Source organism: Nocardioides humilatus, assembly GCF_008373755.1.
In the GTDB taxonomy this organism is placed as follows: domain Bacteria; phylum Actinomycetota; class Actinomycetes; order Propionibacteriales; family Nocardioidaceae; genus Nocardioides; species Nocardioides humilatus.
Map to the genome: position 1 here is coordinate 1,023,809 of NZ_VUJV01000001.1, position 23,563 is coordinate 1,047,371.

The window sequence follows — 23,563 nt, forward strand, 5'->3', positions numbered from 1 at the left end:
CCGATCGGGCCGCCCCATGTGGTCCGAACCTTCCCGAGTGCCCTGAGGGTAGTGCCTGCCTCCGAGGGAGGCATACGTATCCGCGCTACGGACTGTCGCACATAACCTGTACGAGTGAAGCGATTCCTGCTCGGAGGCCTGACGCTCGTCCTCGCTGCGCTCCCTGCGCCGGCGGGAGCCAGGACGCCAGAGCAGGAGGTCACCGCGTGGATCCTTCCGTCCGCGTCGCCGCGCCTGGTCGCCCGCAACGCTGCCGACCTCACGACGCTGTCGGTCGTGGGCATCGGGCTCCGCGCCGACGGCGCCAGCACCTCCTCGCCCACCCGCGCCATGCGCAGGCTCGCACTCGCCGGGCACCGGCACGGGCTCACGACTGAGCTCCTGGTCTCCAACTACAGCGATGCGCTCGGGGACTTCGACCGACGGGCGCTGCACCGGATGCTGTCCCACCCGGCCCGAATCCGGCAGGTGGCCGACCAGGTCGCCCGGATCGTCGGGCGTGGCCCGTGGGACGGCGTCAACGTCGACCTCGAGCGAGTGCGGGAGAGCGATGGCGCTGGTCTGGTCGCGTTCGTGGCGCGGCTCCAACAAGCGATGCCGGCAGCGCGGACGGTGTCGATCGACATCAGCGCGACGAGCTCGGTGCGCGGCTACCGACAGCGCGGCTACCGGCTCGCCGACCTCGCACGCGAGGTCGACGTCATCGACCTGATGGCCTACGACTACAGCGGTCCGACGTGGACCGGGCCGGGGCCGATCGGCCCGCTCGCCTGGCAGCGGGCATCCGTGCGCGCCCTGCGGAGCAGGGTGCCTGCCCGCATGATCCAGCTCGGCGTGGCCGGTTACGGCTACACCTGGCCGACCGAGGGCACCGGCCGTTCGATCACCCCCCGCGGCGCCCGACGGATGGTGCAGGACGACGGGGCGGACGCGACGTTCAACCGCGAGTACGGCGAGTGGACCGCGACCCTCTCCAACGGCACCGTGTTGTGGTGGTCGGACGCGCGTTCCTACCAGCTGCGCGCCGGACTCGCCGAGCGCCTCGGGCTCCGAGGGACAGCCGTGTGGCGCCTCGGCTCGGCGGATCCGCTGGGCGGATCCTGAGGCCGACTAGGGGTTGCGGCGCCAGACCACCATTGACTGCCCCGTCACCTGAGGACGTACGGCGGGCAGGTTGCCGGGAGCTTGGCGGGCGTTGAGGGCCTGACGGAGCGCCTCGTGGGCGGCGTCGAGCTCGGCGAGGAGCTCGTCGCGCTGGGCGCGCAGGGTGGCGACGGCGGTCTCGAGTTCGAGGATGCGACGGACGCCCTCGATACCGATGCCGGAACCGGTGAGCTCGGCGATGACGCGAAGCAGCTCGATGTCGCGGTAGGAGTAGCGGCGGCCGCCACCGGTCGTGCGTCCGGGCGTCAGCAGGCCCATCCGCTCATAGGTACGTAGGGTCTGCGGATGCAGGCCGCTGAGCTCGGCGGCGACGCTGATCACGAAGACCGCGGCCTCGGGCGCGGGGGGCTCTCCGCCGAACGGCTGTCGCACCATGTCAGGCCTCCGTCTGCTCGAAGAGCCCCGCCCGCAGCGGAGCATCGGCAGTGGCGGCGGCGTAGGCCTCGAGCGCGGCGCGGGCCTCGTCGTTGAGGTGGGCCGGCACCTGCACCTCGACCGTCGCGAGCAGGTCACCGTTGCCGCCGTCCTTGCGCGGCACGCCCTTGCCCCGCACCCGGAAAGTGCGGCCGTTGGGGGTGCCGGCGGGGATCTTCAGCGTGACTGCAGCGCCCCCCAGCGTCGGCACCCGCACCTGCGCACCCAGCGCGGCTTCCGCGAAGGAGACGGGCACGTCGATGGTGAGGTCCTCACCCTTGCGACCGAACACGCGGTCGGGAGTCACCTTGATCGCGACGTAGAGATCGCCGGCCGGACCGCCACGCTCGCCCGGCGCGCCCTTGCCGCGCAGCCGGATCCGCTGACCGTCCTTGACCCCGGCCGGCAACTTCGCCTGGATGGTGCGGGCCGAGCGGCTGCGGCCGCTGCCGTGACAGGTCGGGCACGCCTCGTCATAGACGAGCTGTCGCCCGCCGCAGGCCGGGCAGGTCTCGTTCATCGAGAACGCGCCGCCGACGGAGGCAACGACGAAACCGGTGCCCTCGCAGGTCTGGCAGCGGTGCGGGCTGGTGCCGGGCTTGCCGCCGGTGCCGGAGCACGTGCCACAAGCGGCATCAGCCGCGATGCGCAAGGAGACGGTGACGCCCTCGAGCGCCTCGCCGAACCCGATGGTCGCCGTGGTCTCGAGGTCGGTGCCGCGAGCAGCACGCGGCTGGGACCGCCGCTGCCCGGCACCGAAACCGAGGAAGTCGCCGAACAGGTCGCCGAAGCCACCTCCGCCACCCCCGGCACCGCGCTCGCGCAGCAGGTCCTCCAGGTTGACGGTGCCGGAGTAGCCGGCACCGCCAGCCGGGAAGCCGCGACCGGACGCGAACATCTCCCGCGCCTGGTCGTACTTCTTGCGCTTGTCGGCGTCGCCGATGACGTCGTAGGCCTCGGCGACCTGCTTGAACTTCTCGTGCTTCGCCGCGGCGTCCGGGGCATCCTTCACAGCGTCGGGGTGGTTGGCGCGCGCGAGCTTGCGGTAGGCCTTCTTGATCTCGTCGGCCGACGCGGACTTGCCCACGCCGAGCACGGCGTAGAAGTCCTTGGTCGCCCAGTCAGACCGGATGCCGTTGTCACTCATCGCACACCTCCCTCACTCACACCGTTCAGTTCACTGCAGATCAAGCGTCGACGGGATCGACGACCAGCACCTGCGCAGCCCGCACGACCCGCTCACCGATCTTGTAGCCGCCCTTGGCGACGACCTTGCAGGTCGTCACCTCGACCTCGGGGTCGGTGCCGATGTGCGAGAGCGCCTCGTGGATGGTCGGGTCGAAGGCGTCGCCGACCTCGCCGAACCGCACCAGCCCGAGGCCGGTGACGATCCGCTCGAGCTGCTCGGCGACGGCCTTGAAGCCGCCCTCGAGCGGCTCGTGCTCGCGAGCGCGGTCGATGGTGTCGAGCACGTCGATGATCGGCGCGAGCGCGCCGTACGTCGCGTTCTCCCGCACCAGCTCCCGGTCACGCTCGACCCGACGCTTGTAGTTGACGTATTCGGCCTGCAGTCGCTGCAGGTCGAGGGTCCGCTCCTCCAGCGCCATCTTCGTGACCGCGAGCTCGTCGGCCTCTGTCATGTCGACCGGCGTCTCGACCTCCGACTCGTTGGCCATCTCCGCAGCCGCCTCGCCGAATCCCCCCACCGGGGAGGCCCCGGCCTCGGCCGGGACCTCCTCGGGGATGCCGTCGTCAGGACTGAAGTCGTCCGGCTCGACCGGGTCGGTCACTGGGTGTCGCCCTCGTCGCCAGGCTCGTCCACGATCTCCGCCTCGACGACGTCGTCGTCGGCCTCGCCGGTCGCGCCGGTGCTGCCACCGGCGGCGGCCGCGTCGGCCTCGGCGGCGGCGTACATGGCCGCGCCCATCTTCTGGCTGGACTCACCGAGCTTGGTGATGGCCGCGGTCAGCTCCTCGACGGTGGCCTCGTCGTTGGCGAGCACCTTCTTGAGCTCCTCGACGTCGGCGGTGACCTCGGTCGTGACCTCGTCGGGGATCTTGTCGCCGTTGTCGGCCAGGAACTTCTCGGTCGTGTAGACGAGCTGGTCACCCTGGTTGCGCACCTCGACGACCGCGCGACGCTGGGCGTCCTCCTCGGCGTACTGCTCGGCGTCGCGGACCATCCGGTCGATGTCCTCCTTGGACAGCGCGCTGCCACCGGAGATCGTCATCGACTGCTCGCGACCCGACGCCTGGTCCTTGGCCGAGACGTGGACGATGCCGTCGGCGTCGATGTCGAAGGTCACCTCGATCTTCGGGACACCACGGGGAGCCGGCGGGAGACCGGTCAGCTCGAAGTTGCCGAGCGGCTGGTTCTGGGCCCACATCTGGCGCTCGCCCTGGGCGACCTTGATCTCGACCGACGGCTGGTTGTCGTCAGCGGTGGTGAAGATCTCCGACCGCTTCGTCGGGATCGTGGTGTTGCGCTCGATGAGCGTGGTCATCACGCCGCCCTTGGTCTCGATGCCGAGGCTGAGCGGGGTGACGTCGAGGAGCAGCACGTCCTTGACCTCACCGGCGAGGACGCCGGCCTGGAGGGCGGCGCCGACGGCGACGACCTCGTCGGGGTTGACGCCCTTGTTGGGCTCCTTGCCGCCGAGCAGCTCCTTGACGACGTCGGTGACGGCGGGCATCCGGGTCGAGCCACCGACGAGGACGACGTGGTCGATCGCGGAGACCGGGACACCGGCGTCCTTGAGGACCGACTGGAAGGGCTTCTTCGTGCGGTCGAGCAGGTCGGCGGTGAGCTTCTGGAACTCCGCACGGGTCAGGCGGTCCTCGAAGTGCAGCGGACCGTTCTCGCCGTGGGTGATGTAGGGCAGGTGGATCGTGGTCTCGCTCGAGGACGACAGCTCGATCTTCGCCTTCTCAGCAGCCTCCTGGAGACGCTGGGCGGCGATCTTGTCGGCCGAGAGGTCGACGCCGTTGTTGTCCTTGAACTTCTTGACCATCCACTCCACGACGCGGCTGTCCCAGTCGTCACCACCGAGGTGGTTGTCACCGCTGGTGGCCTTCACCTCGACGACGCCCTCGCCGATCTCGAGCAGGGACACGTCGAACGTGCCGCCACCGAGGTCGAAGACGAGGATCGTCTGGTCGTCGCCCTTGTCGAGGCCGTAGGCCAGCGCCGCGGCGGTGGGCTCGTTGACGATGCGCTGCACCTTCAGGCCCGCGATCTCGCCGGCCTCCTTGGTGGCCTGGCGCTGCGCGTCGGAGAAGTAGGCCGGCACGGTGATGACGGCCTCGGTGACCGTCTCGCCCAGGTAGGCCTCGGCGTCGCGCTTGAGCTTCTGCAGGATGAAGGCGCTGATCTGCTGGGGCGTGAAGGTCTTGTCGTCGATCGGGGTCGTCCACGCCTCACCCATGTGGCGCTTCACCGAACGGATGGTGCGGTCGACGTTGGTGACCGCCTGACGCTTCGCGACCTCGCCGACCAGGACCTCGCCGTTCTTGGCGAAGGCGACCACGGACGGGGTCGTCCGCGCACCCTCGGCGTTGGCGATGACGGTGGGCTCGCCGCCCTCCAGGACCGCGACGACGCTGTTGGTCGTCCCCAGGTCGATGCCGACAGCACGTGCCATGTTGTTGCTCCTCCGTTGTGCGTTTCCGTAAGCCCCTGGAACGAATGTCCAGCAAGTTAGTTGAGCCGAGTTGACTCAAGTTTCACACACGCTCCAACGGAGGCGAAAGCCGGGTTGTTCCCCGGGCCGAAAAATCTCCTACTAGCGTGCTGACCACGGCTCACGGACGGCCCCGATCAGCCCCGGGAGGTGACCTTTGGAGGACGAGCCGCTCGACGAGATCTGGCGCCTGATCGGCCACGGCGAGCTCAACGCCGCCGCAACGCGCGCCCAGTGGCTCCTGGAGCTGCCCGGGTCGCCCGAGCGACGTGCCGAGATCGAGTCCGCGTTCGGGCTGATGCTGCAGCGCGTCGGTCGGATCGCGGAGTCTCGCGACCGGTTCGAGTCGGCCGCCGAGCTCACCGCTCAGGTGCCGAAGGTCCAGGCGTCCTACATCGCCGACGCGGCGGGCTCCCGTTTCCTGCTCGGCGACCTCGCGGGGGCCGCCGCGCAGGCCGCGCATGCCCGCCTCCTCGGTGACCGGCACGCCAACCGGTTCGCGGCCTGCGAGGCGATCAACACCGAGGTCGCGGTCGCCCTCAGCGAGGGGCGTACGACGGATGCCCTCCGCCTCGCGAAACAGGGGGTGTCGCTCCGGGCCGCTGAGCGGGAGAGCACGGGAGGCGGCCCGATGTCGCACCTCTACCTGGCTCTCACCCTCATCGACCTCGACCGGTTCGCCGAGGCCGACGAGGCCTTCGAGGAGGGCATCGCGCACTCACGCGCGGACGCCAGCTTCGCGCAGCTCACGTGGTACCTCGGGTTCCGATCGCTGGCGCGCTTCCTCAACGGCCGGTGGCCCGAGGCGATGGCCGATGCCGTCGGATCGATCGACGCCGCCGAACGCACCGGCACGCTGATCGGTCGCCCGATCGGCATGGCCGTCCAGGCGATGGTCCAGGCGGCACGCGGCAACCGGGACGCCGCACTCGCTCACGTCGCCCCGACCGAGGGCGCGCTGTTCGCGGTCGGGCTCGCCGGCGAGGACTGGGGATCGCTGGCCCGCTCGGCAGCGGCCGCCAGTGTCACCGACAGCCACACGGCGCTGGTCGAGGGGTGGTTGCACACGAGGCGGACGCCGTACTTCTTGAGCTGGCGGTCCCTCGCGCCGATGCTCGTGCGCACCTCGCTCCACATCGGGGACCCGACGATCGTCGCCTCGGTGGTGGAGGCGTGTCGCGCGGGCGCGGAGCTGGCCGCCGGGGTGCCGTCGGCCCAGGGCGCTGCGCTGCTGTGTCGCGCGCTGGCCGACGACGATCCGACCGCGGCCGAGGAGGCGCTCGAGCACTACCGGCGCGCCGACCGCCCGTTCGCCCTCGCCCAGGCTGGCCTCGATGCTGCGCGGCTCCACCTGCGCGCGGGAGCACCGGGGCACGCGACGCGATCGCTCCGCGAGGCGATCGACATCTTCGACAGCCTCCAGGCGACGCCGTGGCTGGCCCGAGCAGGCCAGCTCCTCGTCCGCGCCGCCCCCTCCGCGCCGCCGCCGCCGGCCGCGGCCCCTCCCGCCGGTTGGTCCTCGCTCACGCCGACCGAGCAGCGGGTCGCCAAGCTCCTCGCCAGCGGACTCACCAACCCCGCGATCGCCGCCGAGCTCTACGTCTCGCCGCGCACGATCCAGACCCACGCGTCCAACATCTACGCGAAGCTCGGCATCACCTCGCGGGTGCAGCTCGCCGGGATGATGCTGCCCACCCTCTGACGGGGAAGTCCACGACCGTGCTCCCAGCATCGGCGGCGCTGACCTCGTAGACCCGCACCGGTGCGGCGATCCCCTTGAGCTGCACCTCGCCCATCGCGACGCAGTCGATCTCGTCGCGGACGAGCAGCCAGGTGCAGTGGCTGACGAGGACCCGCCCCGGGGTGCACTGCGCCTGCAGCCGCGCGGCGAGGTTCATGCTGCGCCCGACAGCCGTGTACTTCGTGCGGCTCTCGGACCCGATGTTGCCGACGGTCGCCATGCCCGTGCTGATCCCCATCCGCGCCTCGAGCCGGACGTCGATCCCGGCAGCGGCCCAACCGGCGTTGAGCCCGGCCATCGCGTCCTGCATCTCGGCGGCCATCCGGACCGCGCGGAGCGCGTGGTCGCGGTCGTCGGTCACCCGCGGGGCGCCGAACAGCACCACGACGGCGTCGCCGATGAAGTCGTCGATCGTCGCGTCGTAGCGGTCGGCGATCGCCGTCATCGCCGTGAAGTACTCCTGCAGCACCCGCGACAGGTCCTCCGGCTCGAGCGACTCGGTGAGGTCGGTGAAGTCGACCAGGTCGGAGAAGAAGACCGTCAGCTTCCGGCGCACGGGGACCGGCGCCTGGACCTCGGGACCGCCGAGGATCTGCTCGGCCACCTGCGCTGGCAGGTAGTGGCTGATCAGCGTGCTGCTGCGCTCCAGGCGCGCGTTGGCGGTGACCAGTTCGACGTCCTGCTGGGCGCGCGCGCCGACGACCAGGCCGCAGAGGGTGACGGAGAAGAGGATGCACCCCGCTGCGGCCGGACCCATGAGGAGGTACCAGGCGCCGCTCGACTGGGCGTCGAGCGCGCGGCCCTCGAGCACGGGCGCGTAGGGCAGCGTGCCGACCCGCTCGAGGACGACCACCACGAGCAGTGCCGGGATCAGGAGGGCGACGCCGACCTTGGCGACGGCCCAGTCGTAGAAGATGGCCCACACGCTGACGACCGCCGGCACGAAGACGACGAAGCCCGTGCTCATCGTGCCGAACAGGTGGATCAACGTGACCACGGCGGCGCCGTAGAGAGCGACGAAGACGTACGCCGTCCACCGACCCTCGCGACCGCGGCGGTCCAGCATCATGCCGGTCACGCAACCGAGCGCGATGACGGCGATCCAGGCGATGAGGAACGCACCGAAGAGACCGTCATGGCCGCCGCCGCTCTGCCGCAGCGCCAGGTAGGCCGTGGTCTCGAGGACGAGGTGGAAGGGCAGCAGCGCGCCGTACAGGAGGGCGGTCTTGCGGCTCGTGGGCCACGTGACGACCTCGATGAATCGGGTCACCATCGACATCGTTCCGACTCCTGTCCGGGCGGGTCTCTCAACGCCTCGGAGCATGCGCCCGATCAGGGGGTCCGGCATCCGCCAACTGGCGGATCTCTGGGAACTACTGGGCGAGGAGGGCCGCGAGCTGGACCCGGGAGCCGACCCCCAGCCGCTCGGAGGCGCTCGCGAGCTGGCTCTGCACCGTGCGCGGCGAGAGGCCCAGCTCGGCCGCGATCTGCCGGTTGGTCTTGCCCTCGATCACCAGCTCGGCGACGCGCCGCTCGGCACCGGTGAGCCGCGACCACGCCTCGCTCTGCGACGGCGCCGCTGCCGGCGAGACGGTGGCGGCGATGAGGTCGCGGGTCACCGAGGCGCTCCAGGTGGTGGCGCCGAGGGCGTGGAACACGTCGGCCGCCTCGTTGAGGAGCTCGACGGCGCGGGTGGTGTCACCGGCGGCGTGAGCGAGATGACCGGCCTCGCGGCAGGCGTAGCCGAGCGCGAGCGGACGACCCGACGTGCGCAGCAGCGCCACCCCCTCCTCCAGCAGGTCCCGTGAGCCGAGGAGCGAACCGCGACACACGAGTGCCGTGGCTCGAGCGCTCGCCACGTCACCGGCCCGGGCGGCGCCCTCGGCCACCCGACGCTCGACGGCCTCTGCCAAGGCGACGTCGCCGCGATCGAGCGCGGCGACGATCAGCGGGTGGGCGGCGACCTTCCACGCCAGCTGGTAGGGCACTCCGCGCAACCGGAACCACGCGTCGCACAGCGCGGCGAAGCGGTCGTCGGCATCGTCCGCGGTCGCCGCGGTCGCGAGCGCGACCCACTCGCCACCGAGGCCGCCGAACTGCCCGGGCCGGCTCGACGTGCCTCGGGTGATCAGCTCGCGGGCCGACGACGTGTTGCCGCGGTAGGCCTCGACGCAGGCAGCGATCCCGGCGGCCAGCCCGGTGGCGACCAACGCGCCCGTGCGGGTGGCGTGGTCGAGGGCGGCGCCCGCGGCCGCCCGCGCCTCCTCCCAGGAACCGTGCACGAAGTGGAGCAGCGCGAGGGACGCGTGGTACCAGGCCAGCTGCCCGGTGTCGCCCTGCTCCTGCGCCATCGCGATCCCGAGATCGATGGCGGCGTAGGCCTCCTCGAGCCGGTCGAGCTCCGCGAGGGCCATCCCCTTCATCACGTGAGCGGTCGACAAGAACTCCGCCTGTCCGGGGCCCTCTGCGTCGACCGCCACCGCGCGTTCGGCGGCCGCGAGCGCCTCGTGCGGACGACTCCGCCCCAGGTGCACGATCGTCAGCGTCACGTGGGCCTGGCCGACGGCGAAGAGCGCTCCGGCGCTCTCCCCCAGCGCCGCTGCCTCGTCGGCCTCGGCACGGGCGACGTCGAGCTCTCCGACGAGAGCGCTGGCCATCGAGGCCATCGCCAGCGCGAAGGCGCGATCCGCCTCCGACTCACCGATCAGGGCGAGCGCGCGGGAGTAGCTCTCGCGGGCGTCCGCAGTCAGCCCGGCCCGCTGCAGCATGATGCCGAGCGCCGTCTCCAGGCGCCCGCGGGCGACCGGCTCCTCGACGACCGTCAACAGCCGGGTCAGCGCGGCATAGGCGCGGTCGTAGTCCCCTGCCTGGATGTCCAGCCAGAGGAGCAGCTCGAGCTCCTCCTCGGAGCTCATGCGCCGACCGTGGCTTCCACGTCGACCACGATCTCACTGGTGCCGTTGACCGGGTCAACACCCACGCTCAGGCGCCCCCACGGGAAAGGGCCGACGGCCGCGCCCAGGACGCGCTCGAGGAAACGCTGGTGGAACGCGACGCCCGCCCGGAGGTCGTACTCGCCCCATCCGGACCCGACGATCTCCGCGCGACTCGTCCCGACGGTCATCCTCCGGAGCGCGTCGCCGTCGAACCACACGATGACCGTCAGCGGCTCACCGCACAGGACCGCTGCCCGTCGATAGCTGCAGAACGGCTCATCGACGGCGTACGGCGACCACAACCCCGCCTCCGGATGGGCATCGAACGTCGCCCTCGTCAGCGCCGGACCGAGAGCGCAGGTCGAGCCGCCGAACCGCCAGGTGCCGGTAGTGGGATCCAGTCCCTCGTCGTCCATGGGCGAGAGCATGGGCGTGCCGCCCCGGCGGCGGTATCCGCCATTCGGCGGAGAGAGGCGTCAGCCGACGGTCACGGTGACCGGGTTGGACGCATCACCGCTCGCGTTGTCGATCACGCGGAACTTGTTGACCCCGACCAGCGCCGACTGCACGTAGGTCGAGAAGGTCTCGTTGCTGACCGGGATGGTGGCGTCGAAGTCGGCCCAGGCGCCCGACTCGAAGCGCTGCACCTGGAGGATCGCGCCTTCGCCGCCGGGGTAGACCCCACTGAGGTCGATGCGCTGGAAGTTGCCGACAGCCGTCTGACCCGCCTGGAGGGTGATGGCCTTCTCCTCCTCGGTCTCCTCGGTCGTCGCCTCGGACTGCGGGTCACCAGCGCCGGTGTCCTCGGTCGTCGGCTCGTCGGTGGCCAAGGTGACCTGGGGTCCGCTGCCGGCGGTGCGCGAGGGCTTCGGGATGATCGCCGACTCGCGCTCGGTCGCACCCACCGACGCGCTCGATCCCTCCCCGATGCCGAGCACGCGGGCGCCGACGAGGGCTACGCCGCCCAGCACCAGGCCGACGGCGAGCGACACGGCGATCAGCGCGACCAGACCGGTCAGCACCGGGTTGTCGGACTTCTCCTGATCGTCGCTCACCGCGCCATTGTCACGGACCGGCGCAACCAGCCGGAAATTCGGGTCTCAGAAGCCCCGCGTCCAGACGACCTGCTCGTGGAGGCGCCGCGAGCGCCAGCCGGCGTCAGTGCGGACGAACGTGTGGTGGTAGTGCCCACCGACCTCGACCAGCCGCTCGCCACCGGAGCCGTCGCTGATCAGCATCGGGTTGTGGAAGTAGGCGGCCACCCGCGCTTCGTCGCGCGGGTTCGCGAACGAGAACGAGACCTGGCCGAGGGTGTGCATCCGCTTCTTGGAGAACGCCGGAAGGTTCTCGGCCAGCCATGGCTTGACCTCGGGGAAGGCTCCGACGATGCCGCCGCTCTCGCTGTAGTCGATCTGGGCGTCCGGCGTGAACACGGTGTCGAGTCGGTCGAACTCCCCCGTGTCGATCGCGATCGTGTAGCGGATCAACGCGTCGTTGATCTCGGTCCGGTCACTCAGCTCAGCGATGTCCATGCGGACCAGCCTTGCAGTTGCAGGATCGCCCAACCAGTCCAGACCACCGATAGCAATGGTCAGAACGGACGATGGTGGCGCGAGACGCGAGCGTCTTCAATGAAGGATCCGAACTCCCCGGAGCCCCTGGAGGCCAGCATGGCCGTTCGTCGCGCGCGTCCTCGTGTCCTCATCCCGACCGTCGTCACTGTCGCCGCTGCAAGTCTGGTCGCCGTCGGCACGCCCGCCCACGCGGTGGAGATGTGCCTCGGCAACCTGTCGACCATCGTCGGTTCCGGCACGATCACCGGCACCCCCGGACCCGACGTCATCGTCGGGTCCCTGGGCGTGGACACCATCAACGGCGGCGGCGGCGACGACGTGATCTGCGGCCTAGCCGGCAACGACCTGATCGACAGTGGCGCCGGCAGCGACCAGGTCTCCGACGGAGCCGGAGCCGACATCGTCGATCTCGGCGCCGACGACGACGTCCTGACCAGCCACACGTCCAAGGACTCCCACGACCTGATCGACGGCTCCGGTGGCTGGGACCAGATCCGCTACCTGCGCACCAACGCCCTCAAGGTCAACCTCAGCACCACCGCCAGCGACGACGGCGAGATCGGCGAGGCCGACAAGCTCGTGAACGTCGATTCCGTCGTCGGCGGTAGCGGCAACGACAAGCTCGTCGGAGGGTTCGGCGCCGACCTACTGGACGGCGGGGCCGGCAACGACACGTTCAACGGGCAGTCCGGGGCGGACGTCCTCCTCGGCGGGGCCGGCAACGACATCTTCCTCGAGGCCAGCGGCGGCAACGAGAACGACTCCATCAACGGCGGGCTCGACATCGACGAGGTGAGCTACGCCGGCCGGTTCGAGGGCGTCGACATCTACCTCGACGGCAGTGGCGTGAGCGGAGAGTTCGGCGAGAACGACGTCATCACGAACGCGGAGAACGCCCGCGGCGGCGACGGGAACGACGACATCTTCGGCACCAGCGGTCCCAACGTGCTCTACGGCGGCGAAGGCGCGGATGCCATCCTCGACGGTCTCGGCGCCGACAAGGTCGACACCGGGACCGGATGCGACTACATGGTCCAACCCCCCGTCGCCGACCCGGGCGACGTCCTCAACGGCGGCGGAGGCGCCTGCGACTGGATCGACTACTTCGATCGCACCGTCGGCGTCACCATCTCCCTCAAGACCACCGCGGCCGTGAACGGAGCGCCCGGCGAGGGCGACAAGGTGACGGGGGCGGAGAACGTCTACGCGGGGTCCGGAGACGACACCATCACGGGGACCGGCGCGGCCAACCAGCTCAACGCCAACACGGGTGGCGCCGATGTCATCAAGGGCCTCGGCGGCGCCGACGTGCTCTCCGTTGACGACGACATGGCTGACGACGAGATCGACGGCGGGTTCGGGTCCGACACCGGCTACGTCGACCCGGGCGACTACGCCAGCTCCGTCGAAACCATCCACTTCTGACCTGGGCTGCGCCTCAGCGCGGATCGAGGATGACGACCGGGATCTCCCGCTCGGTCCACGCCTGGTAGCTCTCGAAGTCGGCGTAGATCTCGACGAGGCGCGGCCAGAGCGCGGCGCGCTCCTCGGGCGTCGCGACCCGGGCACGCACCTCACGGCGCCGCTCACCGCGGAGGGCGACGACGGTGTCGGGGGTGGCCACCAGGTTGTGGAACCACTGCGGGTTCTTCGGCAGACCGCCCTGCGAGGCGACGATCACCAGGCGCGGGCCGTCGGCCAGGTAGAGCAGCGGGGTCGTGAACTGCGTGCCGCTCTTGCGGCCGACGTGGTCCAGCAGCAGCGTCGGGACCGGCTTCTTCCACCCCGCGCCGATCCGCCACTTGCTGCCGATCCGGCCGTTGGTCAGCCGGAAGACCGGCACGTGGGCGCGGGCGCCGTACTTGATGAGCTTGCCGACGATCGGCTTGTCGAGGCCGTCGGGGCGTTCCTTCACGGGGGTCACGCCGTCCACCTTCTCAGATATCTAGAACACGTTCTAGGTCTCGTGGGTCACAGGCGATCTCCGCCAGTTGGCGGATGCCGGACCTGCTCCTCGGTCGGGACAGTCAGCGCCGCGATCTCCCCGACTTCCAGGAGGCTCCCATGTCCGGAGTGCTTGCCCGTCTCACCGTCCCGCTTGCGACCGTCGCCTGGCTTGTCGCGGCACCCCCGGCCGCCTACAGCTCGGGGGCGATGACCATCCCCGATCACGGGCCCGCGTCGGCCTACCCCTCGACCTGGTCGGTCGCGGCACCGGCCGGGATGGCGGTCACTGACGTCGACCTGCACTTCGACGACCTCACCCACGACTACGTGATGGACCTCGACGTCATGCTCGTCGCTCCCGACGGGACCGCCGCGGTCGTCATGTCCGACATCAGCGAGGCCCAGGGACCCGTCAACGCGGTGGACATCGTCCTCGACGACGAAGCCGTCGACCCGCTGCCGGCCAACGACCCGCTCACCTCCGGCGCCTGGCAACCGCTCAACGTCGACGACGTCATCGTCGATGACGAGTTCGCGGCCCCCGCACCGGATCCCGACGGCCTCCCCAGCGCACTGTCGACCTTCGACGGAATCGATCCATCGGGCGACTGGCACCTCTACGTCGTCGACGACTGGGGCGGCAACGCCGGACGGATCGGGGGCTGGAGCCTCGACGTCAGCTACGCGACGACGGCCACGTGCCTCGGCGTCCCGGCGACGATCGTCGGCTCCGGGGACATCGACGGCACGGCCGGTGCCGACGTCATCGTCGGATCCAGCGGCGACGACATGATCGATGCCTTCGGAGGCGCCGACCTGATCTGCTCGGGCGACGGCGACGACTACATCGTGAGCGGCGCCGGCAACGACTACATCGAGGCCGGGGACGGCGAGGACGACATCGTCGACGGACCCGGCATGGACGCTTCGTACGGCGGGGCAGACGACGACGTGCTGACGCAGGGCAGCTCCGGCGACATCGGGGACACCTTGGACGGCGGCCCGGGCCACGACGGGATCTCCTACGCCAGCCGCACCAGCGACGTCACGATCGACCTGGGCGACGGCTTGCCCAACGACGGCTACGCCGGGGAGCACGACCAGGTGTTCGGCATCGAGGCCGTCTCGACCGGCCCGGGCGACGACACGATCGTCGGTTCGAGCGGGGACGACGGCGTCAGCGCGGGAGCCGGGGACAACACGGTCACGACGGGCGCCGGCGACGACCACGTCACCACGCTCGACGGTGACAACGTGATCGACACTGGCGCTGGCGACGACAGCGTCTTCCCCGGCGCCGGGGCGGACCAGGTGACCACAGGCACGGGCGCGGACCTCGTCGACACCGGCGCCGGCAACGACATCCTCGACACCGGCAGCGGGGACGACATCGTGACCGACACGGCCGGGAAGGACACGATCTCGCTGGGCATCGGCGACGACTACCTCCGCACCGGCGCCGCCAAGGACAACGGCGACCGATACGACGGCGGTTCCGGCGCCGACACCGCCTCTTACCTCGCTCGCACGGCCGCCGTGAAGCTCTCGATCGGCAACAGCAACGCCGATGACGGCTCCGGCGCCGAGGGCGACCGACTACTGGCCTTCGAGGGTGCGACCGGCGGGAGCGGCGCAGACACCATCACCGGATCATCCGGCGCCGACGAGCTCGACGGCGGTCCGGGCAACGACACGATCACGGATGGCGGCGGCGCCGATGACGTCCACGGCCGCGACGGCAACGACCTCCTGGTGCAGGGCAGCTCGTCTGACGCCGGCGACCGCCTCGACGGCGGGGCGGGCACCGACGAGGTCCGCTACAACGCTCGTACGACGGCGGTCACCATCACGCTCTCCAGCGGTGCCGACGACGGGGGCGCCGGCGAGGACGACCAGGTCGTCGGGGTCGAGAACGCTCGCGGCGGATCGGTCGGCGACACGATCACCGGCACCGAGGGGGCGAACGTCCTCTACGGCGGCGATGGCAACAACGTGATCCGTGGATCTTCCGGAGACGACACGATCTACGGCGGCACCGGCAACGACTGGATCGAGGATGGCCGCGGAGCAGACAAGGTCGAAGCAGCCAAGGGCGACGACCTGATCTTCCAGCCGGGCGCCATCGACCCCGGCGACGTGCTGAACGGCGGGAGCGGCGCGGAGGACTGGCTCATCTACGACCAGCGAGACACCGAGGTCACGATCAAGCTGAGCGGCACCGCTTCGACGAACGGCGCACCCGGCGAGGCCGACAAGACCAGCGGGTTCGAGAACGCGATCGGCGGCGCCGGCGACGACTCGATCTCCGGGACGGGTAGCAGGAATCACGTGCTCGGCAACGGCGGCGACGACGAGATCCTCGGCCTGGGCGGCGAGGACAGCCTCTACGGCGACGATGGGGGTCTGGTCTTCTTCGGGACCGACCACGGAACGGACGGCGACGACAACATCTACGGTGGCGACGGCGAAGGCTGGCTCTGGGGCGGAGGCGGTGACGACTTCCTGGTCGGAGGCGGAGCCAGCGACGTCATCAACGCCGGCGACGGCGACGACCGACTCTCCGGATCAGGCGGATCGGACTACCTCTACTCGGTCGACCACGTGGCGGGCAACGACTCCGTGGACGGCGGCTCAGGGAACGCCGATGAGGCGGTCATCGACGAGGGCGACCCGACCGAGCGCGCCGAAACGGTGTTCTGGGGTTAACAGTGCTGGCGGACTCTCGACCACACATTTCATCCCTCCGGCGGTTGCGCTGGACCCCCTCGGAGTACTTCAGTAGATGGTGCGGACCCCAAGGCTCTCGGGGGCTCGCTCGAGGCCCGTGCCATCCGAGTGCTCCACACTCCTGCACTGACCTGGGGTTCCCATGTCGCATCGACGCAACACTCGCCTCAACCTGTCCATCGCCGCCATGACTGCGGCAGCCGGCCTGGCGGCCTTCAGTTCTCCGGCGCACGCTGCTCCGACGTGCAACGGCCTGGACGCCACGATCACCGGGAGCGGCGTCATCTCCGGGACCGCCGGCAACGACGTGATCGTCGGCTCCGACCTCGCCGACACGATCGATGCCGGCGACGGCAACGACGTCATCTGCGCCGGCGCCAACAACGACCAGGTGAGCGACGGCGCAGGCAAGGACAAGGTCTACCTCGAGGCAGGCGGCGACATCTTCGTGGCCCACGCGACCAAGGACACCGGCGACCTCGTCGACGGCGGCGACGGCGCAGACACCGCCGACTACTCCGTGCGCACCGTCAAGGTGAAGCTCCGGCTCAACACCACCGGTGGCGACGACGGCGCGACCGGCGAGAGAGACAAGCTGTTGGCGATGGAGGACGCCCTCGGCGGCGCCGGGGACGACGAGATTGTGGGCACCGACGGCCCCAACACCATCGCGGGCAACAGCGGCAACGACAAGATCTCCGACGGACTGGGCGCCGACACGGTCGCGGGCGGGGCCGGCGACGATCTGATCAAGCAGGGCGACACCATCGACGTCGGCGACTACCTCGATGGCGGCGACGACGTCGACACCATCAGCTATGCCGCCCGCGAAAACGGGTTCAGCCCGATCGTGGTCGACCTCAACCACACGTTCGGCGACAGCGGGTTCAGCGGCAACGGCGGCGAGCACGACGAGCTCTACGAGTTCGAGAACGCCAACGGCGGCGTCGCCTCGGAGCACTTCTTCGGCACCGATGGTCCGAACGTCATCAAGGCCGGCAACGGCTTCAACGGAGTTTTGGGCTTCGGTGGCGACGACACGATCACCTCAGGCAACCGGGACGACCTCGTCGACGGCGGCACCGGGATCAACACCATCTCCCTGGGCAGTGGCTGCGACACGAGCTTCCACAGCGTGGTCGGGACCGACATCGTCAAGGGCGGGGCCGGCAGGTGCGACCTGGTCACCTATCGGAACCGAATCGACAACGTGGTCGTCGACCTCGGCTCGACCTCCGCGATCAGCGGCGCGCCCGGCGAGAACGATCTCTTCAAGGGCTTCGAGTACGCCGAGGGCGGCCGCGGCGACGACATCGTCCGGGGCACCAACGCCGCCAACCATCTCACTGGCGGACCCGGGGTCGTGTTCCCTCCGGCCGATGACGGCGCTGACCAGATCTTCGGCCTGGGCGGCGACGACATCCTCGCCAGCGCGGACACCGTCATGGGCAACGACTCGATCGACGGAGGCGCGGGCAGCGACCTGGCGTACATCGACAGCGGCGACACCTGCACAGCGGTGGAGGAGATCGCCTGACTCCCCTGGCACAAATCTAGAACACGTTCTAGTCTTGCCTCATGCGCTTCTCCTTCGCCGAGGGTATGACCCACGCGTCGTACTACGCCCCGCTCGCTCAGGCCTGCGAGGCGTCCGGCTACACGTCGATGACGATCGCCGACAGCCTCATCTACCCCGAGGTGTCGGACTCGAAGTACCCCTACACCGACACCGGCGACCGCGAGTTCCTGCTCGGGAAGGAGTTCATCGAGACCTTCATCCTGTGCGCGCACCTCTTCGCGGTGACCGAGAAGCTGCGTCTGACGCCGTTCGTCCTCAAGCTCCCGATCCGGCCGCCGGTGCTCGTCGCCAAGCAGGCCTCGTCGCTGGCGTTCCTGTCGGGCAACCGGCTCGGGCTCGGCGTGGGCCTGTCGCCCTGGCCCGAGGACTTCGCCGCCCTCGGCGTCCCGTGGGAGCGGCGCGGCAAGCGGATGGATGAGTGCATGGACATCCTTCAAGGCCTCACGCAGCCGGGCGAGGAGCCGACGTTCTTCAGCTACAAGGGCGAGTTCTTCGAGATCGACTCGCTACAGCAGTGCCCCGCGCCGACCGAGAAGATCCCGCTGCTCGTGGGCGGTCACTCCGACGCGGCGTTGCGGCGCGCCGTACTCAAGGGCGACGGCTGGATGCACGCCGGCGGTGACGGCGAGGAGCTCGAGCGGTTGCTCACCCGCCTCGACGAGATCCGCAAGGAGGAGGGCGACACTCGCGACGACTTCGAGGTGCACGTCATTTCTTACGACGCCTACACCGTCGACGGCGTGAAGCGCCTCGAGGACCGCGGCGTCACCGACTGCATCGTCGGCTTCCGGGTGCCCTACATCAAGGGACCGGACAACGAGCCGCTGGAGAAGAAGGTCCAGCACCTCGAGCAGTACGCCGAGAACATCATCCACAAGGTCAACGGCTGATGAGCGAGGCCTACGGCCTGACCAAGGCCCTGTCGGACGCGATCGCAGAGGCCGAGGAGCTGATCGCCAACGCACCGTTCATCAAGACCGAGGCCGACCGGCTCGAGGGCTACGACTACCTGTCAGGCCGGATCCGGATGGCGATGCAGAACGCCTTCGACTACGACCTCGACCAGCCCCTCTTCGTCAACCCGACCCACCAGTTCTCCAAGCAGGGCCTCGACAACCCCGACGCGGTCTACTTCAACGCCTACCTGCGCGAGGGTGTCGAGTACGTCGTCCGCGGTCGCCGCGGCACGTCGGCCGACCTGTCCTTCCAGGTGATGGGCGGCGCCTACACGGCGACGTCGGCAGCGACGAGCCTGATGGCCTTCGACGACCGCAAGCTCGAGATCGCCGACGACGGCACCTTCGAGTTCACCTACGTCGCCGAGCCCGGCGCGAAGACCCTCATCGTGCGCGAGGTCTTCAACGACTGGGACAACGAGGAGCGCGGCACGCTCACGATCGAGCGTCCCGACACCCTCGGCCAGCCCCGCAAGCCGCTGACCCGCGAGACGCTCGCGAAGAAGTACGACGTCGCAGCCCGCTCGCTCGTCGGGTCGATCCAGACGTGGTTCGCCTTCCCCCAGTTCTTCCAGTACAAGGAGCCGGTCAACACCCTGACCGTCCCCAAGTCGACGCCGGGCGGTCTGGCCTCGCAGTTCTCCTCGATCGGCCACTACGAGCTCACCGCCGACCAGGCGATGATCGTGACCGTGCCGCGCTGCGACGACTGCACCTATCAGGCCATCCAGATCGGCTCGGACTGGTACGCCTCCACCGACTACCAGACCCACCAGACGTCGCTGACCAAGGCACAGGCCGTGGCCGACGACGACGGCATGTTGCGGTTCGTCATCTCCGAGCGCCCGCCGATCGACGGCGCACCGACCGCCAACTGGCTCGAGACGACCGGCCACACCACCGGCCCGATCATGCTGCGCTGGCAGAAGCTCGAGCGCGACCTGACCGAGGCCGACGGGCCGACCGTGCAGGTCGTCGACCTCGCCGACGTACCGTCCCTGCTGCCGCAGGCCACGGCTCTCACCGACGAGGAGTACGCCGCCCGGATCACCGCGCGCCAGCGGGCCGTGGCCCGGCGGATGATCAGCTGACCTTCGTCCACAGTTCCCAGCGCTCGGCTTGCCCATCGTGTCCTGTACAGGACACGATGGGCATCAGTGCCGCATACTCGGGGGGTGGACGTGGTGAAGGACCCACAATTCTGGACGCAGCTCGTCGTCTTCATCGGCGTGGTGACCGTGCTGCTGCGGCAGTTCGGCGCGCGCATCGACGCTCGGTTCGATGCTGTCGACCGCCGCTTCGATGAGGTCGACCGCCGCTTCGATCTTCAGGACGCAGTCGTGAAGGAGCGATTCGCTCATCAGGAAAAGACGATGGACATCCGCTTCGGCGCCCTCGATCGTCGGGTCGAGGCACTCGAGGACGACATGAAGCTGGTCAAGAAGCACCTCATCCCGCCAGCGGCGTGACGGTTACGGGATCCAGTCGAAGGTGTCGGGATTCGGGCCCTGGCGGCCGGGCTCGCCCTTGTCGAGCGCGGCGAGCGCGCCGACCTCGTCCTCGGTGAGCGCAAAGTCGAAGACGTCGAAGTTCTCGGCGAGGCGCTCCTTCTTGACCGACTTCGGGAAGACGATGTCGCCGCGGTCGAGCGCCCAGCGCAGGAGCACCTGCGCCGGCGTCTTGCCGTAGCGCGCAGCGATCTCGGCGACCACCGCATCGGCAAGCTCGCCACCACCCTGACCGAGCGGGGACCACGCCTGGACGGCCGCGCCATGACGGGCGGTCGCCGCACGGACGTCCTCGTTGGCGAAGTAGGGGTGCACCTCGACCTGGTTGACGGCCGGAGCCACACCGGTCTTGTCGACGATCAGGTCGAGGTGGTCGGGCTGGAAGTTCGAGACGCCGACCGAGCGCGTCAGGCCGGAGTCGCGGAGCTCGAGCAGCGCCTCCCACGTGGAGACGAAGTCGCCGCCGTACTGCGTGGGAAGCGGCCAGTGGATGAGGAACAGGTCGACGCGCTCGAGGCCGAGCTTGTCGAGCGAGACCCGCAACGACTCCTTGGCCGCGGCGCGGTCGTGACGGTTGTTGTTGAGCTTGGTGGTGACGTAGAGGTCGCCGCGCGCGAGGCCGGACTTCGCGATCGCAGCGCCGACGCCCTCCTCGTTGCCATACATCTGGGCGGTGTCGATGTGGCGGTAGCCGACCTCGAGCGCATCGGCGACGACCCGCTCCGCCTCCGCGTCCGGGACCTGCCAGACACCCAGTCCGAACTGGGGGATCGTGCTGCCGTCGTTGAGAGTGATCCGAGAAGTGCTCATGCCTTCACCCAACACCACGCGCGGACCACTATTCCTCCGGGGAGGCACCCACCCTTGCGGGAAACTGAAACACGTTCTAGTTTTGCTCCGTGATTCCTCTCCTCCAAGACAAGGTCATCGTCCTCTCCGGTGTCGGCCCGGGCCTCGGGCGCTCGCTCGGCGAGGCGGCGGCCATGATGGGCGCCGACCTCGTGCTGGTCAGCCGCACCGAGAAGCGCCTCGAGAAGATGGCGGAGGTCGTGCGCAGCCACGGCCGCCGCGCACTCGTCTGCCCGACGGACATCACCGACGAGGACTCGCGGCAGCGCCTCGTCGAGGCCACGCTCGCCGAGTTCGGCAAGGTGGACTGCCTGATCAACAACGCCTTCGGCATCCCGCCGATGGACCCGATCTCGACGCTCGAGCTCGAGGGACTCCGCGCCGCCAACGAGACCAACGTCTTCGCGCCGCTGCGGCTCTCCGCGCTCTTCGCCGACGCCCTGGCGGAGGCGAAGGGGTCGATCATCATGCTCAACTCCTGCGTGGTCTACAGCAGCCAGCCGGAGTACTCCGGCTACAAGCTCTCCAAGGGCACCCTCCAGCACCTCGCCTCGTCGCTGGCGACCGAGCTCGGTCCGCGCGGCATCCGGGTCAACAGCGTGGCGCCGTCCTACATCTACGAGGACGTCAACAAGGCCTACTTCGACTGGCTCGCCTCGGAGTCCGGCCGCACGCACGAGGAGGTCTACGCCGAGAAGGCCGAGCCCACCGACCTCAAGCGGCTCGCCAGCCCCGAAGAGGTCGCCCAGGCCGCCCTGTTCCTGGCGAGCGACCTCGCGTCGGCCGTCACGGGCCAGATGCTCAACGTCGACTGCGGCGAGTTCCACGCGCGATGAGCGAGCCCAGGCAGCGCGCTGACGTCGGGTCGTACGACGACATCGCCGAAGCCGCGATCCGGACCACCGGTCTCAGCGACTTCGGCGGCACGGCGCACGAGGAAGGGTTGCGGCTGCTCGTCGACGACCTCGCCTCCGCCGAGGCCGGCCTGACGCCGATCGGCAACTACTTCCACCGCTCGCAGGTGAAGAGCGCCCTGGTCGGGCGGCTGATGACCGAAGCGCGCTTCCAGGAGTTCCCCCAGCACGCCGACGTCGCGATCGAGCGCCCGATCTTCGTGGTGGGCCTCCCCCGCACCGGCACCACCGCGCTGCACCGGCTGCTCTGCGCCGACCCCGGCCACCAGGGCCTCGAGCTGTGGCTGACGGAGTTCCCCCAGCCGCGGCCACCGCGGGAGACCTGGGAGGACGACCCGATCTTCAACGCGATGCAGGGCGCCTTCCAGCAGCACCACGTCTCCAACCCGGAGTTCATGGGCATCCACTACATGGATGCGACGTCACCCGAGGAGTGCTGGCGGCTGCTGCGCCAGACCGGGAAGTCGATCTCGTTCGAGTCGCTCGCCAACGTCCCGCGCTACTCCGAGTGGCTCGCCCGCCAGGACTGGACCGACGCCTACGAGCGGCACCGCCAGAACCTCCAACTGGTCGGGCTGCACGACCAGGACAAGCGCTGGGTCCTCAAGAACCCGTCGCACCTGGTCGCGCTCGACGCGCTGATGAAGGTCTACCCCGACGCGCTCATCGTGACCACGCGGCGCGACCCGGTGACGTCGATCGCGTCCGCCTGCTCCCTGTCCGCCGAGGCGACCGCCGACATGTCGACGACGTTCGTCGGCGAGACCATCGGCCGCACCCAGCTCGGCATGCTCGAGCGGTCGTGGCAGGCGTTCACCGAGGCGCGGAAGCACTACGACCCGGCGCAGTTCGTCGACGTCGACTACCGCGGCTTCGTGACCGACCCGCTCGGCACGGTCGCCGGCATCTACGACGCGTTCGACATCCCGTGGAGCGACGCCGCTCGCGCTGAGGTCACCCGCATCGACGAGGAGTCCCGCACCGGCCAGGCTCGTCCGTCGCACCGCTACGACCTCGGCGACTACGGGTTGACCGAGGACCAGGTCCGCGCCGCGTTCGACCTCTGATAGACAGCGGGGCATGGTCACTCCGCGCCAGTTGTTGCTCGTCGTCTTCCCCCTGCTGCTCGCGTCGTGCAGCACGGGCGGGGACGACGCGAAGTCGGGTCCGAGCGCGTCCGATGCGGAGGCCGTCGTACGCGACTTCTACGGCGCGTTCGGGCAGGGCCACTTCGATACCGCCTGCGCCTACTGGTCCTCGGACTATGCCGCCGTGTCGGTGAAGCGCTGGAACGACGACGGCTACGGCGAGCCGGTCAAGGACTGCCCCGGCCTGCTCGCGTCGCTCAGCGACGTCTACGCCATGGTCGGCGACCCAGCGGACCAACTCGAGGTGACCGACACCGAGGGCGAGCTGACCGACGACACCACGGCCCGCGTCGATGTCACGATCGCCTCGAGCCAGGGCGACGCGGAGACCTACCTGCTCACCCTCACCGACGGCGACTGGCTGATCACGGGCGACGACCCCGGCTCCGACATGCTCGATTCCTCGACCGCGACCCCCTCGGGGTAA

The 23,563-nt window shown here is 69.7% G+C and carries 22 protein-coding genes; 11 read left to right on the top strand and 11 right to left on the bottom strand.

Annotated elements, in window-relative coordinates:
- Positions 1-114: 114 nt before the first annotated feature.
- Positions 115-1,104: a glycosyl hydrolase family 18 protein gene (locus F0U44_RS04785; protein WP_149727058.1), complete on the top strand. Its 990-nt coding sequence runs from the start codon at positions 115-117 to the stop codon at positions 1,102-1,104.
- 6 nt (positions 1,105-1,110) lie between these two features.
- On the opposite strand, the gene F0U44_RS04790 is transcribed toward F0U44_RS04785, so the two are convergent.
- From F0U44_RS04790 to dnaK, 4 genes are read right to left on the bottom strand one after another with little or no spacing between them, the layout of a single operon-like run.
- Entirely contained in the window at positions 1,111-1,539 is a 429-nt protein-coding gene (locus F0U44_RS04790) for a heat shock protein transcriptional repressor HspR (protein WP_149727059.1), read from the bottom strand.
- Position 1,540: 1 nt separating this feature from the next.
- Complete coding sequence (dnaJ, locus tag F0U44_RS04795) at positions 1,541-2,725, bottom strand: molecular chaperone DnaJ (protein WP_149727060.1); 1,185 nt, start codon at positions 2,723-2,725, stop codon at positions 1,541-1,543.
- Positions 2,726-2,765: 40 nt separating this feature from the next.
- Complete coding sequence (gene grpE / locus F0U44_RS04800; RefSeq protein ID WP_246160304.1) at positions 2,766-3,368, bottom strand: nucleotide exchange factor GrpE; 603 nt, start codon at positions 3,366-3,368, stop codon at positions 2,766-2,768.
- Complete coding sequence (gene dnaK, locus F0U44_RS04810; protein WP_149727061.1) at positions 3,365-5,218, bottom strand: molecular chaperone DnaK; 1,854 nt, start codon at positions 5,216-5,218, stop codon at positions 3,365-3,367. The genes grpE and dnaK overlap by 4 nt, the downstream gene beginning before the upstream one ends.
- A 196-nt stretch (positions 5,219-5,414) precedes the next feature.
- On the opposite strand from dnaK, the gene F0U44_RS04815 reads away from it, so the two are divergent.
- Positions 5,415-6,959, top strand: coding sequence for a helix-turn-helix domain-containing protein (locus tag F0U44_RS04815; RefSeq protein WP_149727062.1), 1,545 nt, complete (start codon positions 5,415-5,417; stop codon positions 6,957-6,959).
- Here F0U44_RS04815 and F0U44_RS04820 read toward each other — a convergent pair.
- The 5 genes from F0U44_RS04820 to F0U44_RS04840 all read right to left on the bottom strand — a co-directional run bounded on the left by F0U44_RS04820 (position 6,913) and on the right by F0U44_RS04840 (position 11,466).
- Positions 6,913-8,277: an adenylate/guanylate cyclase domain-containing protein gene (locus F0U44_RS04820; RefSeq protein WP_149727063.1), complete on the bottom strand. Its 1,365-nt coding sequence runs from the start codon at positions 8,275-8,277 to the stop codon at positions 6,913-6,915. The two genes, F0U44_RS04815 and F0U44_RS04820, sit on opposite strands and share 47 nt — an antisense overlap.
- Before the next feature lie 94 nt (positions 8,278-8,371).
- On the bottom strand, positions 8,372-9,913 hold the full coding sequence (locus tag F0U44_RS04825; protein ID WP_149727064.1) for a helix-turn-helix domain-containing protein: 1,542 nt from the start codon (positions 9,911-9,913) through the stop codon (positions 8,372-8,374).
- Complete coding sequence (locus tag F0U44_RS04830) at positions 9,910-10,350, bottom strand: hypothetical protein (RefSeq protein ID WP_149727065.1); 441 nt, start codon at positions 10,348-10,350, stop codon at positions 9,910-9,912. Before F0U44_RS04830 ends, F0U44_RS04825 begins: the two co-directional genes overlap by 4 nt.
- Before the next feature lie 60 nt (positions 10,351-10,410).
- Positions 10,411-10,989, bottom strand: a complete 579-nt coding sequence (locus F0U44_RS04835) for a hypothetical protein (protein WP_149727066.1) — start codon at positions 10,987-10,989, stop codon at positions 10,411-10,413.
- A gap of 45 nt (positions 10,990-11,034) precedes the next feature.
- Positions 11,035-11,466, bottom strand: coding sequence for a nuclear transport factor 2 family protein (locus tag F0U44_RS04840; protein WP_149727067.1), 432 nt, complete (start codon positions 11,464-11,466; stop codon positions 11,035-11,037).
- A 138-nt stretch (positions 11,467-11,604) separates the two neighbouring features.
- Between F0U44_RS04840 and F0U44_RS23695 the strand changes: the two genes are divergently transcribed.
- On the top strand, positions 11,605-12,933 hold the full coding sequence (locus F0U44_RS23695; protein WP_188113324.1) for a calcium-binding protein: 1,329 nt from the start codon (positions 11,605-11,607) through the stop codon (positions 12,931-12,933).
- A 13-nt stretch (positions 12,934-12,946) separates the two neighbouring features.
- Here the strand turns inward: F0U44_RS23695 and F0U44_RS04850 are convergent, their stop codons facing one another.
- Positions 12,947-13,432: a nitroreductase/quinone reductase family protein gene (locus F0U44_RS04850; RefSeq protein ID WP_149727069.1), complete on the bottom strand. Its 486-nt coding sequence runs from the start codon at positions 13,430-13,432 to the stop codon at positions 12,947-12,949.
- Positions 13,433-13,572: 140 nt separating this feature from the next.
- Here F0U44_RS04850 and F0U44_RS04855 point away from each other — a divergent pair, with 140 nt between their 5' ends.
- The 5 genes from F0U44_RS04855 to F0U44_RS04875 all read left to right on the top strand — a co-directional run bounded on the left by F0U44_RS04855 (position 13,573) and on the right by F0U44_RS04875 (position 20,186).
- A complete protein-coding gene (locus F0U44_RS04855; protein ID WP_188113325.1) occupies positions 13,573-16,161 on the top strand; it encodes a calcium-binding protein in 2,589 nt (862 codons plus the stop codon).
- 208 nt (positions 16,162-16,369) lie between these two features.
- A complete protein-coding gene (locus tag F0U44_RS22920) occupies positions 16,370-17,719 on the top strand; it encodes a calcium-binding protein (RefSeq protein ID WP_188113326.1) in 1,350 nt (449 codons plus the stop codon).
- A 41-nt stretch (positions 17,720-17,760) separates the two neighbouring features.
- Entirely contained in the window at positions 17,761-18,651 is an 891-nt protein-coding gene (locus F0U44_RS04865; RefSeq protein WP_149727071.1) for a TIGR03619 family F420-dependent LLM class oxidoreductase, read from the top strand.
- Positions 18,651-19,808 (top strand): hypothetical protein, encoded by a 1,158-nt coding sequence (locus tag F0U44_RS04870; RefSeq protein WP_149727072.1) that lies wholly within the window; start codon positions 18,651-18,653, stop codon positions 19,806-19,808. Before F0U44_RS04865 ends, F0U44_RS04870 begins: the two co-directional genes overlap by 1 nt.
- 84 nt (positions 19,809-19,892) lie before the next feature.
- Positions 19,893-20,186, top strand: coding sequence for a hypothetical protein (locus F0U44_RS04875; RefSeq protein ID WP_149727073.1), 294 nt, complete (start codon positions 19,893-19,895; stop codon positions 20,184-20,186).
- A 3-nt stretch (positions 20,187-20,189) separates the two neighbouring features.
- Here F0U44_RS04875 and F0U44_RS04880 read toward each other — a convergent pair whose 3' ends face one another.
- The gene (locus tag F0U44_RS04880) at positions 20,190-21,035 is read right to left on the bottom strand and encodes an aldo/keto reductase (RefSeq protein ID WP_149727074.1); all 846 of its coding nucleotides are present in this window, start codon (positions 21,033-21,035) and stop codon (positions 20,190-20,192) included.
- A gap of 89 nt (positions 21,036-21,124) precedes the next feature.
- On the opposite strand from F0U44_RS04880, the gene F0U44_RS04885 reads away from it, so the two are divergent.
- Genes F0U44_RS04885 through F0U44_RS04895 form a run of 3 tightly spaced genes read left to right on the top strand, consistent with a single transcriptional unit; the run spans position 21,125 to position 23,563 of the window.
- Entirely contained in the window at positions 21,125-21,910 is a 786-nt protein-coding gene (locus tag F0U44_RS04885; RefSeq protein WP_149727075.1) for an SDR family oxidoreductase, read from the top strand.
- Complete coding sequence (locus F0U44_RS04890; RefSeq protein ID WP_149727076.1) at positions 21,907-23,055, top strand: sulfotransferase family protein; 1,149 nt, start codon at positions 21,907-21,909, stop codon at positions 23,053-23,055. The genes F0U44_RS04885 and F0U44_RS04890 overlap by 4 nt, the downstream gene beginning before the upstream one ends.
- A 13-nt stretch (positions 23,056-23,068) precedes the next feature.
- On the top strand, positions 23,069-23,563 hold the full coding sequence (locus tag F0U44_RS04895; protein ID WP_149727077.1) for a hypothetical protein: 495 nt from the start codon (positions 23,069-23,071) through the stop codon (positions 23,561-23,563).